Source organism: Commensalibacter sp. M0355 (assembly GCF_016101365.1).
Classification (GTDB): Bacteria; Pseudomonadota; Alphaproteobacteria; order Acetobacterales; family Acetobacteraceae; genus Commensalibacter; species Commensalibacter melissae.
Map to the genome: position 1 here is coordinate 1 of NZ_JACFQQ010000004.1, position 19,989 is coordinate 19,989.

Consider the following 19,989-nt stretch of genomic DNA (forward strand, 5'->3'; position numbering starts at 1 on the left):
TAAACCATGTCTCCGGCACGGATCTCTTCTATGGCCTTCAATCCGTCTCTTGTCTCTATCATCGTGCCACAAAGGTAACAGGGTTCTTCCTGAGCATTATCCCTGTAATCCAAAATATATTTACTATTACTTGATATCGTCGGATTAATTAGTTTTCCGTTACCCGCGACATGGATTTGGGTTGTACCACTGGCTACGGTAAATTGTGTATTGTTTGGAGGGTTATAGCTTTTGTCATTATAAACAACATTATTATTGCCATCAATATATCGACATTCATTATTTGCGATATTTACGAGACCTTTTACGGTTCCAGAACTCTCAAAGAATTTGTCGTCCTGTGAAGTGCCCTCTATTCGATGGTCGCCCAGATTGTCCCATTCGGAATACCAGAATTCCGGTGAATAATAAGTATTGTTTATTGACTGTCCACCTTGTTCAATGCCTACATAACCATCATAAAATTTTGAATTTTTTATGGTTCCGCCATTTTGGACAAGGAGTCTCGGGATATTGTTTCCCAAAATTTGCGCGCCGTCAAGAACTGCACCTTTGGTGACAATAACCTTGTATACATTGTAAAAATTAATTTTTTTATTACCACGGTAGATTTCATGTCCGGCACTATCCCGATAGACATTTACTGTTTGGGGTACACCTGATGAATCCAAAACAGGTTTTCCATTTTGGTCCAGAACGTTTTCTGTGTATACATAGACACAATTGTTACTGCTACCGTTATTTGGGCCAATAATGTTCAGGCTGTCGTTTTGAATAACGGTACTGGCGAGGTATTTATCAAGTTCTGGACCAGTAGGCACCCCCTTTGTTTCAAATTGTGCTGTATTTACCACATTTATAGTCATGGTATTACTTGAGTTGTTCAATGGAACATTCGGTATATGGGGATTTCTGACAATACTCCTGTCATTTACGTTTACATCAGCAGATCCATTATCACTGGATAGAAAGGTGTTGTCATGTTTGGTATCAAGATAGCTTCTATTTGTATAACTGATTCCCTTTAAATCATAATATCCTGTTTTAGAAGAAAAATTGACGAAAGAATCCCCATCGGATACGGTAGTTCCACTTATGTTGACGGGGCAGGAAATAAAAGTGTTGTTGTTGGAATGACTATTGCCAGTAAAAATTACGTTTTGATTGAAAATATTGGAATCTTGCAGTGTTCCACCATTATTGTATAATGTTCTTGAATTGTCACTGGCAAGGAAATTCAATCCAGAGACAACAGCCCCATTTTCAATGTAAAAATCGGAATTTATGATATTAACAGGACCTGAATAGGCTTTATTGGGATCATTGGTTAGGTGATCCTTGTCGTGTAAACTGAAATAGGGGCCATTTGTGCCGGTTCCCCGTTGATAGACCGTTTTACCATTGTCAAGTTTAACGGCATGCCATGGAATGGTTCCATCCAGGATCGGGTTATTGTTACGGACGGTATAATTTGCAAAATCGACATTGTTATCGAATTTCAATGGATTTTTACTGGTATCAGCAGATAAGTCAGGATCCACACCCGGATAATTATAGTTTGGCGAATTGTTTGGATCATTATTTTCCCCCCCGCCAAAATAATCCAGATAATAACTATTGTAGCTTGATATACTTGGATCAATGAATTGCCCTCCATAACCGATATGCAGTTGCATAAATCCATTGACAACCGAAAAGCGTTGGCTTTTGGATGGATTTTTAGTGGGATCGTTTACGGTAAAACCATTTTGATCGAAATAGACATTGGCATTATCACTAATGTCTAAAAGATTCTGGTAAGAGTGTGCAGATTCATAGAATTTATCATTTTTGGAGATCCCTTCCATGCGGCTGGTGACATTATTTCTGCTGTACCAGAATTCGGGTGAGTAATAGGTGTTATTGAGTGATTGACCCCCATTCTGAATCCCGATGTAGCTATCGAAAATATTGGAATTTTGAAGAATGCCTCCGTTTTCAACCAGGATACTGGGAATTGCTCCGCCAAAAATTTGCGCATGATCCAGTACCGCGCCTTTTCTGACAATTATTCTTGAGACATTATAGATATTGACAGGACCGTTTCCCCGATAGAGTACATTATTTTTTGAATCCCGGTATGTTGTTGCTGTTTGTGTCACTCCATTGGCGTCTGTAAATGTCTCGTTGGTGACATATACAACGTTATAATCACTGAAACTTCCGTCACCGATAATGGATTTATAATTATTTTTGATTATTATGTTGTTCAAATATTCATCAATGTTGTTTGCGGAATAAAAATCCTGTTTTCCGAATCTTGCTCCTTGATCAACATTGATCACCGTACTTTTCGTGTCGGCTGGAACCTGCGTATCGGCGGTGACAGTGGGATTGGTGACTATGGTAGAGTCTTTTATATTGATTGTTGTTGTTCCACCCTGACTAAAGAAAAAATTTCCTGATGAGGGGGTCTGCTGGGAGGCTATACCCGTTAAAGTCCAGCTACCCACTGATAGGATATAGGCATTGGTAAATGAATCGTTGTCTGACTGAGTGTTGCCGGCCATTGTGGTGGGGCAGCTATAGTAATTGTTATTACTGGAAAAACCATTGTTGATGTAGACATTTTGATTGAAAATATTGGAATTTTGCAATTTACCATTTTGATCAACGGTAAGCGTATATTGATTCCCGTCAGTGGAAAAGTAATTGAGTCCTGATACTACGGCTCCATTCTCGATATGCAAATTGCTGTTGATAATGTTTACAGGGCCAGAATAGGCATAGTTTGGATCAGTGGTTGTGTGATCAGCCGTATACAGGCTAAAGTATGAATTTGTACCGCCCTGATTATATCCGCCCTTACTATATATAGTTTTTTCATTATAGTTAACGGCGTACCAATCACCGGTATTCAGGATGGGATTGTTATTGTGTATGGAATATCCTATCGAATCAAAAGTGCTTATTTGGTCTTCGGTGACGTTACTTTTATTCGCCAAATTAACAGGATAATAAATATAGTTTACAAAATGATTTGTTTTAAATCCATTTTCATCTGTTAAATCTTTGCGTTTGTCGTCTTTTACATGTTTAACCATAAGTAATCTCTTATTTTTATTTTATTTTTTCGTTCCTGAAATATTATTATTAGTATAATATAACATAATATACAAACATGTTATTTATTAATAAGTAATTTTTACGTATAAAAAATGATATTTATAGTAATAACCATTAAATTTATTTAATATTATTTAATGAATTATTGATTTTTATAATTTTTTAAATTTTGGTAAAGCAGTGAATGTTTTTGGTTACTTTAAAAGTTTTGCAAGGTTTGTTTTTTATTGGAATTAATTTTTTTTATTAAAAAACTCTAAAAAAAATTTAAATAAATACAAGTTAAATAAACGATGTATAAGTAACCAGTTTCATAATTTTTTGTATAAAATTTAATTATAATGTGAATATTATGTATTTTAAATGAAAAAATCTTTGAAAAACACTTGCAATTTTTTTAATTTTTTTTAAAAACAAGATTGTCTTTTGGTGGTGTTATCTGCTAAGAGGAAATAAGCAAGCGAGAGTGACGGAACGGTAGACGTAGTCGACTCAAAATCGACCGCCGCAAGGCGTGGGGGTTCAAATCCCCCCTTTCGCACCAATTCACGTTATCTATTAACGTGCAATGAATGGTTATTAACGCTTATGTCAAGATTGTCCATATCTCCCAAACCCCAAAAAAAACCTGAAAATCCATGTTTTTCATCTGGTCCTTGCGCAAAACGTCCCGGATGGAATATCAATGTTTTGCAAAATGCCCTGGTAGGACGGTCACATCGTTCCAAGGAAGGGCGGGCCAGGTTACATGATGTCATCCACCGCTCTGCTGAAATACTTGATGTTCCTAAAGGATGGAAATTGGGTATTGTTCCCGCTTCAGATACCGGGGCTGTTGAAATGGTTTTGTGGGCCTTGCTAGGGTCTCGTCCTGTTGATGTGCTTTCTTATGACAGTTTTTCTGCGGAATGGGTTACCGATGTTGTTGAACAGTTAAAACTGCCCAATACCAATATTATTCATGCAGAGTATGGTGAATTGCCAAATCTGGATGAAATTCAGTGGGATAATGATGTTGTAATGGTGTGGAATGGAACGACTTCGGGTGTTAAAATTCCAAATGGGGATTTCATTCCTGACCATCATGATGGATTGGTTATTTGTGATGCGACCTCGGCTGTTTTTTCGATGGATCTGCCATGGTCGAAACTTGATGTGGTAACGTGGTCCTGGCAAAAGGTTTTGGGTGGGGAAGCCGCGCATGGAATGCTTGCTCTATCACCACGTGCAGTGAAACGTCTTGAGGAAACGGAACAGTTAAGACCCTTGCCTAAAATATTCCGTGTATTGAAACAGGGAAAATTGAACGAAAAAATTTTTGAGGGAGATACAATCAATACCCCGTCAATGCTTTGCGTTGAAGACGCGCTGGATGGTTTGAGATGGGCTCAATCTGTCGGGGGATTGGCAGGATTAAAACGTCTTAGTGAAAATAATCTGAGGATTGTCAGTCAATGGGTTGCTAAAACGGCATGGATTGAATTTCTTGCAAAAGATGAGAAGTATCGCTCACATACCTCTATTTGTTTAAAAATTGTGGATCCTTGGTTTGTCGCGTTGGATAATAAAAGTCAGAAAACGGTTTTATCGAAACTGACTGGGCTTTTGGCTGAGGAACAGGTCGCTTATGATATTGCCAGTTATCGTGATGCTCCTCTGGGATTGAGGTTATGGGGTGGGGCAACGGTGACTGCTGCATCTATGGAGGCCCTGTTACCTTGGCTTGATTGGGCGTTTGCGATGGTAAAGGCGGATAGCTGAATCATACGGGAAGATGATTAAAGGTAAAAAGCAACTATACATATGATTGATGATCTGGAAATAAGTAACGCATTGCTCCCCGTTGGTTTTTGCGATGTCTTGCCCTCTGATGCTGAGACAGAAGCGCATGGCTTGCAAAAAATGATGAATATTTTTGCTAATTACGGTTATGATCGGGTCAATCCACCTTTATTGGAATTCGAACAGAGTCTTCTTGCGCATGCGGGCAAAGGAATTGCAGAGCAAACTTTTCGGATAATGGATCCAGAAACACGTTATATGATGGGCTTGCGCGCAGACATTACACCTCAGATTGCCAGAATTGCTGCGACACGATTAATCAATTCACCACGTCCTTTGCGGTTGTCGTATGCCGGTCTCTGTATCTGGGTTAAAGGGGCAAGACATTCAGCAGCCCGTCAAATTTTACAGACTGGCATTGAATTAATTGGCATCGATAATGCACAGGCTGATGCCGAGGTGATTCTGGTGACTGCACAGGCATTACAGGCGCTTGGGATTCAGGCCTTCAGTTTTGATTTAATGATGCCGCAGCTGGTACAGGCAATTATTTGCCCGGAAAATTTTACCTCTGCACAATTGGGTGCGTTAATGCGTGCATTGGATCGTAAAGATGTTGCCGCCGTAAAATATTATGGTGGGGATTATTCGGATATTTTGACAGCTATGTTGCAGGCGGCAGGACCTGCGGATCAGGCTATTGGCGCATTGCGAAAATTAGATTTCCCAGCAGAGGCCCAACGGTTGTTTGAACGGTTGTTGGCTTCTGTAAAAGCGGTACGAAATCAAGATCCGGATATTGAATTAACTATTGATCCTGTTGAATTTAGAGGCTGGGATTATCATACAGGATTATGTATTTCCGTTTATGCTGATGGTATTAGTGGTGAAGTTGGTCGGGGTGGAAGATATCTTTCCAATAATCAGGAACCTGCTTGTGGTTTAACCCTTCGTCCAGATATTTTGTTGCAAAGAGCGGAAAGACCTTTGAGCAAATCAAGAGTTTTTGTTCCCTATGGTTGTCATAGAATTGAGGAGTTGAGCAAACTGCATGAAGAGGGATATGTTACATTAATGAGTTGTGCGGTTGAAGGCGATCCTGAAGAAGAGGCTCATCATTTAAATTGTCAATATATATACAAAAAAGGAAAGTTGTTTCCTTTGTAATTGGTGTAAGCGCTTTAATCATTTAATATTTGTGTAATTTTATAAATAAGGTTGTTTAGATAAGGAAGTCTATATGTCCAGTGTTACCATTGTCGGTTCCCAATGGGGAGATGAGGGAAAAGGAAAGATTGTTGATTGGCTGGCCAGTCAGGCAGATGTTGTAGTAAGATTTCAGGGCGGACATAACGCTGGACATACCCTGGTTATTGATGGAAAAAGTTATAAATTATCATTATTGCCATCCGGTGTAGTCAGGCAAAAAATTAGTATTATTGGCAATGGGGTTGTTGTTGATCCACAGGCCCTGTTAAATGAGATTGCCAGGTTTAAAGATCAGAATATCGAAATTACTCCAGATATTTTAAAAGTAGCCGAGAATTGCCCTTTGATTTTGCCTTCTCATGTGGCCTTGGATCAGGCTCGTGAAAAAGCACGTGGAGAACATAAAATTGGAACAACCGGTCGAGGTATCGGACCCGCTTATGAAGATAAGGTGGCGCGTCGTGCCATTCGCTTGTGTGATTTGACAGAACCGGAAACGCTAGATTGGCGTTTGGATGAGTTATTGGCTCATCATAATGCCTTATTGGTATCATTGGGTGAAAAAACATTTTCAAAAGATGAAATTCTATCCTATCTCAATACTATTGCTGTAAAGGTTTTACCTTTTATGGCACCCGTTTCAGAATTAATGGCAAGTTATATTAAGGATAATAAATTTGTGCTATTTGAAGGGGCACAGGCCATAATGTTGGATGTAGATCATGGAACCTATCCTTTTGTAACCAGTTCAAATACTGTGCCTGCTCAAACGGGGATTGGTAGCGGTACAGGTTCACGGACAGGCGGATACATACTTGGAATTGCCAAGGCCTATACGACAAGAGTTGGTGCAGGGCCATTTCCAACCGAGCTATTTGATGAAACTGGAAAATATTTAGGTGAAAAAGGTTACGAGTTCGGTACGGTAACAGGACGGCCAAGACGCTGTGGATGGTTCGATGCTGTACTGGTACGTCGTGCAGTTCAAGTTGGTGGATTGGATGGTTTGGCCTTGATGAAACTAGATGTTCTGGACGGCTTAAAAGAGGTCAAAATTTGTGTCGGGTATCAATTGGACGGTCAGAATATAGAGCGTTTTCCATATACTTTGGAAGCGCAAAAAAGATTGAAACCCATTTATGAAACGATGTCAGGATGGAATGAAAAGACCTCTGGTATTCGGTCAAAGGAAGAATTGCCGGCAGCAGCAAGAAATTATATTGAACGTATTGAAGCATTGACAGGGGTTAAGGTTGCTGTCATTTCAACCAGTCCTGAACGTGAAGATACAATATTATCCGAGAATTTTTTGCCAAACTAATTTTAAGATAATTTATTGTCTTTTAGTGACCCCTGACAAGGGGTCTTTTATAATTCTCATTTTACGTTTCTTAATTCGTTCTATAAATATTTATTTGTGAATAAAAGATTTTTATTAAGAAAATTTTAATGAATTTTATTCAAAAAAAGATTTGAAAATTAATATTTATATGAAAAAGAAACAAAAACCACCTTTTAATATATGTTCAAGAAATGATTTAAGGATATATTATAGATAATTTTATTTTATTGCTTAAATATAATGATCGAAAAGATAGATTGTAACTAAGAATCATTTGAAACAAATTTATCTGATCGTAAAATTAATAACAGTATGTTTTAAATTTTTTTGTCTTTTGAAATTTGTTGTAGATTTAATATATTCCAAAAGAAAAATTTTTAAAAAAACTGTTTTATTAACAGCTTAATAGATAATTATCAAATATTATTTTGACCAATTCAATGTGATGCACATGGTTATCCAAATATTCAATAAAAAAAATAACGGGTTAACATCTGATTCCAATAAAGAAAAACGCGTAGGATCAAATATACGCAGGGAAATTCTGAGAGCTTTAAAGACAGCTTTTCCTTTAATGTTAAGTGTCATTCCTTTCGGTTTGTTATTGGGGGCGCAGGCAAAGATACATGGATTGTCAACGCTTGAGCTCTGGTTAATGTGCAGTTTAAATTTTGCTGGCGGATCTGAATTTGTCGCGATTAATTTATGGCAAAAAACACCGCCATTATTATTGATTGTTGCGATGACCTTACTGGTGAATTGCCGTCATATTTTAATGGGCGCCACCATGATACAGTTTTGCAAGCATTTTTCATTAAAAAGGATTTTACCATCTTTTTTCTTTTTATGTGATGAATGTTGGGCATTGTCATTGCAGGACTGTTATCACAGGTTAAAAAAAGTCATTAGTCCATCTTTTAGCTATATATTTTATATGACTGTAGGAGTTTCTTTGTATCTTGTCTGGGTTACAAGTGCCGTGATAGGAATTTTATTGGGGCCTTTATTTGGTAATCTTTTGCATTATGGATTTGATATGGCGTTTGCAGCCATATTCATTGTTTTACTTCGTGGTATGTGGCTGGGATGGCGAAAAGGCATTATCTGGGCAAGTAGCCTTATAACTGCCTGTATAGTGTATATGTTTGTGCCTGGGGAATGGTATATTATTGCGGGTACTTTAACCGGAATAATATTTGTCTTTTTGGTTCCCAATCACATGCTGCAGGCATCAAAAAATGTTTAGTACCTATATTAATGAACACGCTTTTCTGACGATTATATTCATGGGGATGGTAACATATCTGACACGAATTGGTGGATACCTTGTTTTTAGTAAATATGATCATCCCCGATTAAAGAACATATTGGAAATTGTTCCTGGATGCGTAATGATTTCCTTGATCGCACCTTATTTTGTTACAGGACGGATGGCAGATATGATTGCATTAATCTTTACGGTAACGGCGGCTATTCGATGCTCTTTTTTGGTTACACTGATTATCGCGATAGGATCAGCTGGATTATTACGATATCTTCTAGGTTAAATACGCCATAATCCAGCTTGTTGTGTTTTATATTTTTAGGCAATAGCTACCTGGTTTATCGAGTTTTTAAATCCAATATCTGAACCATGTGCTTTTTGAATAATTTCTTGCAATTTTTCAAAAGCACGGGTTTCAATCTGACGGATACGTTCTCTGGAAATTTTATAGACTTTTGAAAGTTCTTCCAAGGTTGCAGGTTTATCTTTTAACCTACGCTCCGTTAATATTTCACGTTCTCTGGGTTTTAAGCCTTCCATCGCTTTTTGTAGAATATTATGACGTTGGGATAGTTCTTCACGTTCGGCATAGCTCTCTTCCTGGTTAATGGCGTCATCAACCAGCATATTCTGCCATTCGTTATAATCACTGTCGTTTCCCATAGGGGTATTTAGGCTGTGATCTTGAGCGCTTAACCGTTGATTCATGCTTTGAATCTCGGATGTAGTTACCCCAAGTTTCTCCGAGATTGTTTCCAATTGTTCCGGGGTTAGGTCAGTGTCACTAAAGGCCTTAATCTGGCTTTTAACGCGACGTAAATTGAAAAAAAGCTTTTTTTGAGCAGCGGTTGTCCCTATTTTAACCAAAGACCAGTTGTGAAGAATATATTCCTGAATGGCCGCTTTAATCCACCAAATTGCATAGGTTGTAAACCGGAACCCACGGTCTGGATTAAAACGTTGGATGGCTTGAAGCATACCTATATTTCCTTCACTTATCAATTCATTCAGGGGCAAGGCATAGCGTTTGTATGTTGTGGCTATTTTAACGACTAATCTTAAATGTGCGTTGATCAATTTATGTGCAGCCTGTATATTTCCCTCCTCTTTCCACTGTTTCGCATAGGTGAATTCCTCTTCAGCTGTTAAGAGGGGAAATTTGCGGATATTCTGGATATATTGTGTAATGTTGTTTTCTGGCGTGATATCTAACATTGAAGGAACCATTGATTTGTACCTTTATGATGTTATGGTCTGCGTAAAACAGAACACATGTCTTGTTGATCTTTATTGTATTTTTAATTAATGCAGTTGACCCACATTTATATTTTATGAAGTTTGTTTTGTTTACGAACATTGTTATATCAGACTAATTTAGTCCTGTCAAAAAAAATAACATAAAAATAAAGTATATTTTCATCGATAAATTCGATTATATGTAATAAAAACTGAATTGGTTAATATTTATAGAGTTTGAAACATGTATTTTACAAAATTTTAATTTTTATAATTAATAATTTATTAATAAATTTTTAACAAGTTATTTTTTTCTTTGCAAGAGTGTTTATTTCGAATCGAAAAATAAGGATTTATTATATCTTTATTTTTCCGTAGTTATTTTCTTTATTAAACGTTCCATATCCAGGGGCAATGATGTTTCAAACTCATGATATTTATTGCTTATGGGATGATTAAATCCTAAAAGTGTCGCATGCAGGGCTTGTCTGGGAAAATCAAGAAGTTCATTTCTTTGATTTATGGGTAAGATTTTTGCAATGGCGGGAATCCGCTTAAGATATACGGGATCACCTATTAAGGGGTGACCTTGTTTCGATAAATGCACACGAATCTGATGAGTGCGTCCTGTATCAAGTTTACACTGAATAAAGCTTACAGCTGGATTTATTATTTTTTGAATTTTATAATTTGTTTTGGCATATTTCCCACCTTTTTTGACAATTGTCATTTTTTTACGATCATAGGGATCACGACCGATATTTCCCTCAACAGACCCTGGACTGGGGTTTGGTATTCCCCAACAGATGGCATGATATAACCGGTTTATGGTTCGATCTGCAAAATCAGCGGATAGTTTGCTTAAGGCTTGTTCAGATTTTGCGACAACCATTACTCCAGAAGTGTCTTTGTCCAGTCGATGGATGATTCCGGGACGTTTTTCTCCTCCTATTCCTGACAGGCTGTCTCCACAATGCGCCAAAAGAGCATTGACCAAGGTACCATTTTCATTTCCCGGGGCTGGATGTACAACCAATCCAGCCGGTTTATTGATTACGATAATATGATTGTCTTCAAATAGAATTTCTAGGGGAATGTCCTGAGGTATTAATGAATACTCTTTTACTTCAGGGATTTGCAATTCAATTTTATCATTTGTTTTAATGGGAGTTGATGGATTTTTAATAGGGACATGATTGCGTTTACAATGTCCTTGTTCAATGAGTGCTTTAATTCTTGATCGTGAATAATTTTGATAGGTTTTGCTTAAAAATCGATCAAGTCTTAAATTATTGTATTTTTCTTGAACTGAAGTTACAAGCAAAGTTGAGTCGATCGTGTTTGAACCATTCATACAGAAAGTACCTTAATGTCAATGAATATATCCCTTGAAAACAAAGATTCTTTATCACGAAAAAATAAAGGATTGTTAGCTTTAGTTGTATTTTTGGGAATTCTGATAATAATAGCCACAACGATACTGGTTTTCGCAATTATCAGTCGTATAGCTCATAAAAAAAACGATTCTGTCATGATTTATGAAAATTCACTAAAAATTACACGTCCAATCAGTGTATTGCAAGAACCTAAAGGGACACGGATAGAAAATGTCACACGTCAGTCTGACAGGATGGTATTGATAACATTGAGAGGTGGAGGGCCTGATCGTTTGATTTTCTGGGACATTGATCAACAAAAAAAGGTGGCGGAAGTTAAAATTATCGATTCGGAGATTGATGATAAATAGTTTGTTAATTGAAAAAGAATTTTTATGAAACACCTTGCATATATTCGGATTTATAATATGAATAGTTATTTCAATTATCAAATAAAAAAACAAGAAATAATATATGTATGGATTTTTATACTTTGTTTTACTTTATAAAAAATATAATATTTTGATATTTTAATGACAATTGAGAAAAATAGTATATAATTGAATTATAACAATCATTTAAAGGAGAATTGTTATGAGTAAACATGAAGTATCAAAAAAAGAAGCTCACAAAGCTGCCGAAACGCTAAGGGATCCTAAAGCTAGTAAATGTGATAAATCCGAAGCAGGTTCTGAATTATCAAAGAAAAAAAATCAAGGTAAAAAATAGATAACTAGATAATTAATCCAATTTATTTTGATTTTTATATGCTAAACTCAAATAACGATTGTAGGTCTTTGAAAATGGACTATTTAACAGTCGTTATTTTTTTGTGATTAATTTGGATTTTTTGGTGAGTTTTAGTTGCTTTTTAGGGCAGGATGACGTAGATAAAAGAAAAATATAGAAGGTTTCTGGTCCCGTTCGTCTAGAGGCCTAGGACACTGCCCTCTCACGGCAGCAACACGGGTTCAAATCCCGTACGGGACACCAAAAGAGAATATCAATCTGGCAATATGTTAAAATAATTATTGTTGTAAGATTATATAGATATTAAAAAAAGTACTAGAAGATTTGCTTCAAAAATAATTGAAAATATTTTTAATACGAAATTATCTGTTTTGTTTAAATAAAATCTTTTTTCGCATTATAATATAAAAACAGTTTTTTCATATTGTGAAATGGAAAAATATTAGATTACTGAAAATAATTTTTGTAATAGATCCATATAATATTTTGGTAAAATTATGCAAAAAAAAATTATAAAGCCTAAAAGACCTTTTATAATCAAAATGGGGAAAAAACTTCGTCCTTATTTTAATAAAGTGCTTTCCCGTTATTCAGAAATTCCGGATCAACCTGTATATGATATTTCGGTTCTACCGTGGATATCTGTAATCGAAGCTAATGCAGATATAATTCGTAAAGAATGGGAACAGCTTGTTCAGAAGTATCAAAATGAATCTGTTAACGCCCCCTCATTACGAGATATATCTCCTGACCATGCTAGAATTGCCGCGGATAAACGTTGGAAATCCTTTTTTTTGCAGGGTTACGGGTTACGGGTGATTGAAAACTGTAAGTTAATGCCTAAAACAGCAGCTTTGATAGATAAGATTCCGAATTTAAATTCAGCGTTTTTTTCTATTCTTGAACCGGGTGCCGTTATCCCCCCGCATTATGGTGTGACCAAAGGTTTGCTTACGTGTCATCTTGGGGTCGCTGTGCCGATAGATCAAAAAAATTGCTGGATTGATGTTGATACGCAACGTTTATACTGGATCCAGGATAAATGCATTCTTTTCGATGATACCTATAGACATAGTGTTGAAAATGATACAAATCAAACTCGGGTTGTTTTATTATTTCAGGTTCTAAGGCCGGAAAGAGGATTTGGTAAGGTTGTTCAAGATCTGTTTATGATGGCGATCCGTCGTTCTGCCTTTGTAAAAGAAGCCTATGATAATTTTATGAAAATCAATAAACAACAAATATTACATTAGTTATTGATTGAGGCATTTGTTTTTTTATTAATGTTCAAATGATTTAATCAATGAAATGGGGTTGCAGAAAGGATTATTGAATAATAAGTGAATTGTTATAATTTTTAATTAGGTTATAAATTATTACTGTAAATATTCTGGAGAAAGTGTAGATTTGTGAGAATCGGTTTTTTAGACTGTTTTGCTGGTATGAGTAGCAGCCGATTTATAGGGGCTTTGGCAAGTGCCGGTGTTCCTGAACAAATTTTACAAGATGCAGTTGATGCTCTTGATATAGGCGCACGTCTAGAATTAATGCATGTCAAGCGAAGCAATATTGCAACGATCAAAGCCTATATTAGTTTTGATACTTCAGAAAATGGCTTGAATTTTTCTCATGATTTCTTGCGTTCTTTTCAAGATGAAAAAGTCAATAATAAACAGTTGCTGGGAACAATTCAGGCCTTGATTTCCAATGCGTCCCTACCTGTAAAAGCGAAAAAGCTTATTTTGGAAACTTTTCAGAATTTGGCTGAAGCACAAGCCAAAATCTCAGGTCTGCCAATCGAAGAAATCAGTTTTCATGAGATTAAAGCGCTGAACACGATTGTTGGAGTAACAGTTTGTTGCGTTGCATGTGTCTGGCTGAAGATAGATCAATGGTATGTTTCCCCCTTGAATGTAGGATCGGGAATCAAAAAAGATTCCAAGGGATTTTTACCTATTCCAACCCCTGTAACGCTTGAGCTTTTGGGAAATGAGGTTCTTATTTATGCCTTGGGGCCACAAAAGGAATTGTTAACCCCAACTTGTGCCGCATTGTTGAAAGCGTTAAAGGCTAGTTATCAGCCTTGCCCTCCAATCTTGATTTCTCGTATAGGGTATGGAGGGGGAAGAATGGAATATGATAATCTTCCAAATTTTTTAAGACTATGTGTGGGAACCACAACAAAAGGAAAAAATACACAATCAGTTATTGGGGAAATTGTTATTGTAGAGGCAGAATTTGCCAAATCATCGCAAGATGCATTAATTGAATTACAAACCCATCTTTATGCGAATGGGGCAAAATTTGTCTATACTGTGCCAATTTATTCAGTCTTTAATCAAATGACCGATAAGGTTGTTATTTTCTGTCTCCCGGAACATGCCGATGAGATGCGTCGTTTCTTATTTCAAAGATTAAAAACGGCATATGTGCATTGGCGTATTGAGAAATATGAAAATTTGATTCATTATGATGAAAACGTTAATACCCCATGGGGAAAAATAAAAGTTATTGTGGGACAACTGTTAAATAATCAAATTGTTTCGGTTGTTCCTGATAAAACAACATGCCGCTCTATTGCCAAAGCACATGATTTATCAACAGTTGAAATTGAGGAAACGGTTAAACGGTTGTTTTTTTCCGGGAAAAGTTGATTGAAATTATGAATAAAGATTTAAAAAACGTATAAAAATCTGTATAAGAAAACCTATTATTATTGTAATATTTCCGTTTTATTGATGTACAAAAGGCAAAATGCGAATAGGAATAAATTCACAAGCTGCCTTAATAATCATTGGAGAGGCTACATGACGAAGAATTTAATTGCTTCATTCTCTTTTTCCCGTTCTTTGGTAATGGTCAGTGCTTTAAGTCTGGGGCTTGTAGCTTGTTCCAGTCATAAAAAAGAACGGGATCTGATTTTGCCCGAAAACCATCTTGTTGGTGTGGATCGTTCAGCCACAGGTGGGGATGATAGTCTGGCAGGTGGTGTTAACGCTTATTTATGGCGTGCGGCATTGGATACGTTGGCTTTTATGCCCATGCTTTCAGCTGATGCTGTGGGGGGAAGCATTATAACGGATTGGTATCAGCCTGTTCCATCCAATTCTGAAAGATTTCAAGTTGTTTGCACTGTACTTGACCGACGGTTGAGATCGGATTCGATCAGTGTTGTTGTTCATCGTCAGATAAAGGAAAACGGACAGTGGGTCGATGCGCCTGTAACCTCTCATACAGCTTCAGATCTTACCAGTAAAATTCAGGTGCGCGCACGTCAGTTGCGTGCTGATAAACTTAAGTAAATTTAATATATTTGATAGACTAACATGAATAATTCCACTCCATCATCGTATGATTTTCAACGTGTAGAATTTTATTGGCAACAGCAATGGGCAAAACGTCATTTGTTTGATGTACCCAATGTACCTAATTCTGAATTGCCAAAATATTATGTCTTGGAAATGTTTCCATATCCATCCGGACAGTTGCATATGGGGCATGTAAGAAATTATACATTGGGGGATGTTGTCGCTCGATACAAGCGGGCAAGGGGCTATAGCGTATTACATCCTATGGGATGGGATGCTTTTGGTCTTCCAGCTGAAAATGCTGCCAAAAGTCATGGTGTTTCTCCTGTTAAATGGACTATGGAAAATATTGCCGCCATGCGGGAAGAACTCAAAAGATTGGGCTTTTCCCTAAACTGGGACAGAGAATTTGCTACGTGTCAGCCCGAATATTATGGTCAGCAACAAAAATTGTTTTTAAGCTTGCTGGAAGAAGGCCTGGTTGAGCGTCGCGAAAGTTGGGTGAATTGGGATCCTGTTGATCAAACTGTGTTGGCTAACGAACAGGTAATTGATGGCAAGGGATGGCGTTCTGGAGCTCCAATTGTAAAAAAACAGCTTTTCCAGTGGTTTTTGAAAATTACGGATTTTGCACAGCCTTTATTAGATGGATTGAATACACTAAATGACTGGCCTGATCGTGTGAAAGCGATGCAAGAGCGGTGGCTAGGAAGATCCGAAGGGGCAAAAGTGCGTTTTGAGGTTCTGAATTTGCCAGCAGATTTTGAATCTAGTTTGAACGTTTTGGAAATATTTACAACCCGTCCGGATACCCTGTTTGGTATGGCATTCGTTGCTATTTCACCTGATCACCCGATGGCGGCTAAATTGGCAAAGACAAATCGCGGAGTGGCTGATTTCATAGCCGAATGTCATCAGTTGGGCACTTCAGAAGAGGCAATTGAGAAAGCTGAAAAAAGAGGGGTCGATACTGGCCTGAAAATTCGGCACCCTTTTATGCCTGATCAGGAATTTCCAATCTGGATTGCCAATTTCGTATTGATGGACTATGGAACGGGTGCAATATTTGCCTGTCCCTGTGGTGATCAGCGGGATTTGGATTTTGCACGCAAATATAAAATTGATTTCAAGACAGTTGTTGTTCCGAAAGGAGAAACCTCTGAAACTTTTAAGGTTACCGAGACTGCATATACAGATCAGGGAATTGCTGTAAATTCTGGATTCTTAGATGGATTGCCAACAGTCAAAGCCAAGGATGTGGCAATAGCGGAATTGGAAAAATTGGGCATTGGTGAAAAAGTGGTAAACTGGCGTTTAAGGGATTGGGGAATTTCCCGTCAGCGTTATTGGGGTTGTCCAATACCTGTTATTCATTGTCCAAAATGCGGAATAGTCCCTGTTCCAGAAGACCAGTTGCCGGTTCAGTTACCAGAGGATGTTGATTTCTCTTTATCCGGAAATCCGTTGGATAATCATCCAAGCTGGAAACATGTTGAATGTCCCCATTGTCATGGAGCTGCCCAGAGAGAAACCGATACATGCGATACATTTGTAGATAGTTCCTGGTATTTTGCACGATTTACAGCGCCTTATGCCGAAACCCCGACAGAAAAGGAGGCTGTTCATCGTTGGATGCCGGTAGATCAGTATATTGGCGGAATTGAGCATGCGATATTACATTTGCTATATGCGCGTTTCTTTACACGAGCCATGAAACAAATGGAGTATGTAAGTGTTGATGAGCCTTTTAAAGCTTTATTTACTCAGGGTATGGTGATGCATGAAAGTTATCAAGATGCACAAGGCGAGTGGATTTTTCCTGACGAAGTAAAAAAAACAGGGAATAAAGCTGTTTTACGTGATACCGGCGAAACTGTTAAGATTGGTCGTGTTGAAAAAATGTCAAAGTCCAAGAAAAACACGATTCCACCATCTGCAATTATTGAACGTTTTGGTGCTGATACGGCACGTTGGTTCATATTGTCAGATAATCCTCCCGAAAGGGACATGGAATGGACAGAGGAAGGGGTAATGGCTACTTCCCGTTACCTGCAACGTTTATACCGTTTGGTTGTAACGGTATCACAACAGGTTCCAGTGCTGGTTGTTTTGCCTGATACATTTTCGGAAAATGCGGATCAATTGCGACGCTTGGCCCATCACACTATTGTTGCGGTAACAGAATCATTGGATAATTTTGCTATGAATGTTGCGATTGCAAGATTGCGCGAATTAACCAATGCTCTGGCTGATGCAGAAAAAAAATCGGGTGAACCGGGAATGGATTTTGCCCGTCGTGAAGCTGCCATGATGTTATGTCGACTTTCCAGTCCGTTAATTCCGCATATGGCGGAAGAAATGATGTCTCATCTTTTTGAAGATCACAAATTGTTGGCTGAAAGTGAATGGCCTAAAGCGGATGAAGCTTTGTTAACCGCGACAAAAGTGGTTATTGCTGTGCAAATAAAGGGCAAGTTACGGGGAACGATTGAGGTTGCTCCGGATATGGAAAAAGAAAAGATAATCCAATTGGCACAGCGGGAGAAAACAGTTTCTAAATTTTTGGAAGGAAAAACGGTTTTAAAGACAATTTATGTGCCTAATAAAATCGTTAATTTTGTGGTAAACTGATGAAATCATTAACTATATTCCTTAAAAAATCCAGTGTTCCCTTGTGGTTTGCAATTTTATTGGCAGGATGTGGTTTTCATCCTGTCTATAAAAAAACGGCTACATTGGATACCAATAAGGAATTGAAAAAAGTTTATATTCCTGTTTTGAATGATCGTTTTGGTCAGCAAATTCGGCAGTTTTTACAACAGAATATGGCAGGGGATGGGCCTGAAGATCCAAAAACATATGAGTTGGATGTAACCCCGTCTTTAAGTGAAGAAGCGATTGATATTCATTATGACAATTCTTCGGGTCGGGCAAGAATGACCGGGAATGCGCATTGGATATTGAAAACCATATCTGTTAATCCAGTCATTTTGGCACAGGGTGATGCGCAGACAATGGATGGTTATAATATTACTTTTGAACAATATTTTGCTCAGACGTTGAATGATGAAACCGCGCAAACTCGTGTTGCTCAGAATTTGGCGAATGAAGTTACGCAACAAGTTGCTGTCTGGTTCAGGCATAATGATTCTTTTCAAGAAACAAGTAAAGTTCCGAATACACCCAAGGCGCAGTATATGTTACCAAGCATGATGCCTGGAACAAGTGGAGCACAGACTCAATCAGCGGGAAGTGATGGAATGCCAGCAATGGCTACTGGTCGAAATACCATGATTCCTGTTGGAATGGATAATATGACAGAAGATGAAATGCCTTCAGATAAGTAATGGATAAAAGATGAAATAAGGGTATCAATATTTCATGAAAATCGATGCACGAAAAATTACAAGTATTTTTCAAGATATCAATCAATTTCGTGTATATCTGATTTATGGAGAAAATACAGGATTGGTACGAGAACGTGCCAGCCGCTTGGTAAAAAAAATTGCCAATAGTTTGAACGATCCTTTTCTTGTTGCTGTTTTGGATAAGGAAAATCATGACCGTTTGGTTGAAGAGGCGACAGCCTTATCTTTGATGGGTGGGCAACGTGCTGTATGGGTAAGAGATGCATCGGATAATTTAGCTAAAAAACTTGAAATTTTTTGCGCTTCTTATTTGAACAAAGAAAATTTATCTCATTTGGATTCAGTGATTGTTATTGAAGCGGGCAGTCTTTCCACTCGTTCTCCCTTGCGGATCTTGGCTGAAAAACATCCATTAATGGCGGCAATTGCGTGTTATGCAGAGACTGGACGCTCATTGGAAGAAACTGTTCATTCACTATTGGGGAAAAAGAAGATTTCCCCGGATGCATTCCGATATTTATTGGCAATGTTAGGTGGAGATCGAATTCTTATTCGTAATGAGATAGAAAAGCTATTACTTTTTGTTGGAGATGAGGCAGAAATTACAATTGAAGCTGTTGAACAGGTCTTGGGGGATAGTAATGAATATTCTGTAGAGGATATTTTATATGCGGTTATGACGGGGCAAACAATTGTTGCAGATCGTACGTTAAATCGGGGACTTAAGGAAGGGATTACCTTGATTGCGCTTATTCGTGGACTTTTATATTTAAATGATCGTATGATGCAGGTTAGAATCATGATGGAAGAAGATGGATTGTCCCTGAAATCTGCAATGGGAAAATTAAATCCACCAATTTTTTTCAAGCGTGCCAATGATTTTCAAAGGGCAATGACCTATTGGAATAAAGAACGATTATTGGATCTTGCCAGACAAGTTCAGTATCTGGAACTTTTAAACAAGCAAACTGCTGTGCCGGGTGAAACATTATGTCGACAGTTTATGTTGATGATTGCCCAGATGGTTAAGGATAAAAAAATGGTAATGAATTTAAAGGAACTCTTTTCAAATTTATAAAGACAGGGTAAAAGAGGCATAGTGTCTGCGTAGCTCAGCAGGATAGAGCACAGGATTCCTAAATATTGGGCATCTTATTTGGAAACAGTAAGATGAATCCACTCTAATTCGGGGAACGCTTCGATCAAGAACGATCATGCCAATCCCGAGCCAAGTCTGTTTTGAATTTAA

Annotated in this window: 16 protein-coding genes and 2 tRNA genes; 15 read left to right on the plus strand and 3 right to left on the minus strand. The window is 37.6% G+C overall.

All coding sequences use genetic code 11. The features are described from left to right. Positions 1 to 3,083: hypothetical protein (locus H3T44_RS07495; RefSeq protein ID WP_198196786.1), on the minus strand; the 3,083-nt coding region annotated here is incomplete at its 3' end. A 482-nt stretch (positions 3,084 to 3,565) separates the two neighbouring features. On the opposite strand from H3T44_RS07495, the gene H3T44_RS07500 reads away from it, so the two are divergent. The 6 genes from H3T44_RS07500 to H3T44_RS07525 all read left to right on the plus strand — a co-directional run bounded on the left by H3T44_RS07500 (position 3,566) and on the right by H3T44_RS07525 (position 8,985). Next, positions 3,566 to 3,649, plus strand: a tRNA-Leu gene (locus H3T44_RS07500). Between the two features lie 44 nt (positions 3,650 to 3,693). Next, positions 3,694 to 4,866 (plus strand): phosphoserine transaminase, encoded by a 1,173-nt coding sequence (locus H3T44_RS07505; RefSeq protein WP_198196787.1) that lies wholly within the window; start codon positions 3,694 to 3,696, stop codon positions 4,864 to 4,866. A gap of 42 nt (positions 4,867 to 4,908) precedes the next feature. Then, a complete protein-coding gene (locus H3T44_RS07510) occupies positions 4,909 to 6,054 on the plus strand; it encodes an ATP phosphoribosyltransferase regulatory subunit (protein ID WP_198196788.1) in 1,146 nt (381 codons plus the stop codon). A gap of 73 nt (positions 6,055 to 6,127) precedes the next feature. Further along, positions 6,128 to 7,417, plus strand: coding sequence for an adenylosuccinate synthase (locus H3T44_RS07515; RefSeq protein ID WP_155566350.1), 1,290 nt, complete (start codon positions 6,128 to 6,130; stop codon positions 7,415 to 7,417). 472 nt (positions 7,418 to 7,889) lie between these two features. Next, the gene (locus H3T44_RS07520; RefSeq protein WP_155564977.1) at positions 7,890 to 8,684 is read left to right on the plus strand and encodes an AzlC family ABC transporter permease; all 795 of its coding nucleotides are present in this window, start codon (positions 7,890 to 7,892) and stop codon (positions 8,682 to 8,684) included. Next, a complete protein-coding gene (locus H3T44_RS07525; RefSeq protein ID WP_110439386.1) occupies positions 8,677 to 8,985 on the plus strand; it encodes an AzlD family protein in 309 nt (102 codons plus the stop codon). Before H3T44_RS07520 ends, H3T44_RS07525 begins: the two co-directional genes overlap by 8 nt. A 35-nt stretch (positions 8,986 to 9,020) precedes the next feature. Here the strand turns inward: H3T44_RS07525 and rpoH are convergent, their stop codons facing one another. Together rpoH and H3T44_RS07535 are read right to left on the minus strand one after the other, a co-directional pair. After that, entirely contained in the window at positions 9,021 to 9,929 is a 909-nt protein-coding gene (gene rpoH / locus H3T44_RS07530) for an RNA polymerase sigma factor RpoH (protein WP_122122994.1), read from the minus strand. 373 nt (positions 9,930 to 10,302) lie between these two features. Next, positions 10,303 to 11,292 carry an RluA family pseudouridine synthase gene (locus tag H3T44_RS07535; protein WP_198196789.1) on the minus strand — a complete coding sequence of 330 codons (990 nt, stop codon included), beginning with the start codon at positions 11,290 to 11,292 and terminating at the stop codon, positions 10,303 to 10,305. Positions 11,293 to 11,313: 21 nt separating this feature from the next. On the opposite strand from H3T44_RS07535, the gene H3T44_RS07540 reads away from it, so the two are divergent. From H3T44_RS07540 to holA, 9 genes are all read left to right on the plus strand, one after another. Then, positions 11,314 to 11,685, plus strand: coding sequence for a hypothetical protein (locus tag H3T44_RS07540; protein ID WP_155566354.1), 372 nt, complete (start codon positions 11,314 to 11,316; stop codon positions 11,683 to 11,685). Positions 11,686 to 11,908: 223 nt separating this feature from the next. Next, positions 11,909 to 12,043 (plus strand): hypothetical protein, encoded by a 135-nt coding sequence (locus H3T44_RS09150; RefSeq protein WP_255412382.1) that lies wholly within the window; start codon positions 11,909 to 11,911, stop codon positions 12,041 to 12,043. Between the two features lie 188 nt (positions 12,044 to 12,231). Next, positions 12,232 to 12,307 (plus strand) — tRNA-Glu (locus tag H3T44_RS07545). Positions 12,308 to 12,561: 254 nt separating this feature from the next. Then, entirely contained in the window at positions 12,562 to 13,317 is a 756-nt protein-coding gene (locus tag H3T44_RS07550) for an aspartyl/asparaginyl beta-hydroxylase domain-containing protein (protein ID WP_155566355.1), read from the plus strand. A 156-nt stretch (positions 13,318 to 13,473) separates the two neighbouring features. After that, entirely contained in the window at positions 13,474 to 14,718 is a 1,245-nt protein-coding gene (locus H3T44_RS07555) for a LarC family nickel insertion protein (protein WP_198185411.1), read from the plus strand. A gap of 153 nt (positions 14,719 to 14,871) precedes the next feature. Next, positions 14,872 to 15,366 carry a DUF3576 domain-containing protein gene (locus tag H3T44_RS07560; protein ID WP_198185412.1) on the plus strand — a complete coding sequence of 165 codons (495 nt, stop codon included), beginning with the start codon at positions 14,872 to 14,874 and terminating at the stop codon, positions 15,364 to 15,366. Positions 15,367 to 15,390: 24 nt separating this feature from the next. Beyond that, on the plus strand, positions 15,391 to 18,003 hold the full coding sequence (leuS, locus tag H3T44_RS07565; protein WP_198196790.1) for a leucine--tRNA ligase: 2,613 nt from the start codon (positions 15,391 to 15,393) through the stop codon (positions 18,001 to 18,003). Next, positions 18,003 to 18,719: a hypothetical protein gene (locus H3T44_RS07570; RefSeq protein WP_155580044.1), complete on the plus strand. Its 717-nt coding sequence runs from the start codon at positions 18,003 to 18,005 to the stop codon at positions 18,717 to 18,719. Before leuS ends, H3T44_RS07570 begins: the two co-directional genes overlap by 1 nt. Positions 18,720 to 18,753: 34 nt before the next feature. Next, positions 18,754 to 19,818, plus strand: coding sequence for a DNA polymerase III subunit delta (holA, locus tag H3T44_RS07575; RefSeq protein WP_198185414.1), 1,065 nt, complete (start codon positions 18,754 to 18,756; stop codon positions 19,816 to 19,818). The last annotated feature ends 171 nt before the right edge of the window (positions 19,819 to 19,989 follow it).

Bases quoted from the DNA above. Each gene is read 5' to 3' on its own strand.
- H3T44_RS07510 (WP_198196788.1), top strand. From the start codon at position 4,909: ATGATTGATGATCTGGAAATAAGTAACGCATTGCTCCCCGTTGGTTTT.
- H3T44_RS07560 (WP_198185412.1), top strand. From the start codon at position 14,872: ATGACGAAGAATTTAATTGCTTCATTCTCTTTTTCCCGTTCTTTGGTA.
- H3T44_RS07540 (WP_155566354.1), top strand. From the start codon at position 11,314: ATGAATATATCCCTTGAAAACAAAGATTCTTTATCACGAAAAAATAAA.
- holA (WP_198185414.1), top strand. From the start codon at position 18,754: ATGAAAATCGATGCACGAAAAATTACAAGTATTTTTCAAGATATCAAT.
- leuS (WP_198196790.1), top strand. From the start codon at position 15,391: ATGAATAATTCCACTCCATCATCGTATGATTTTCAACGTGTAGAATTT.
- H3T44_RS07550 (WP_155566355.1), top strand. From the start codon at position 12,562: ATGCAAAAAAAAATTATAAAGCCTAAAAGACCTTTTATAATCAAAATG.
- H3T44_RS07505 (WP_198196787.1), top strand. From the start codon at position 3,694: ATGTCAAGATTGTCCATATCTCCCAAACCCCAAAAAAAACCTGAAAAT.
- H3T44_RS09150 (WP_255412382.1), top strand. From the start codon at position 11,909: ATGAGTAAACATGAAGTATCAAAAAAAGAAGCTCACAAAGCTGCCGAA.
- H3T44_RS07525 (WP_110439386.1), top strand. From the start codon at position 8,677: ATGTTTAGTACCTATATTAATGAACACGCTTTTCTGACGATTATATTC.
- H3T44_RS07515 (WP_155566350.1), top strand. From the start codon at position 6,128: ATGTCCAGTGTTACCATTGTCGGTTCCCAATGGGGAGATGAGGGAAAA.
- H3T44_RS07520 (WP_155564977.1), top strand. From the start codon at position 7,890: ATGGTTATCCAAATATTCAATAAAAAAAATAACGGGTTAACATCTGAT.
- H3T44_RS07535 (WP_198196789.1), bottom strand. From the start codon at position 11,292: ATGAATGGTTCAAACACGATCGACTCAACTTTGCTTGTAACTTCAGTT.
- rpoH (WP_122122994.1), bottom strand. From the start codon at position 9,929: ATGGTTCCTTCAATGTTAGATATCACGCCAGAAAACAACATTACACAA.
- H3T44_RS07570 (WP_155580044.1), top strand. From the start codon at position 18,003: ATGAAATCATTAACTATATTCCTTAAAAAATCCAGTGTTCCCTTGTGG.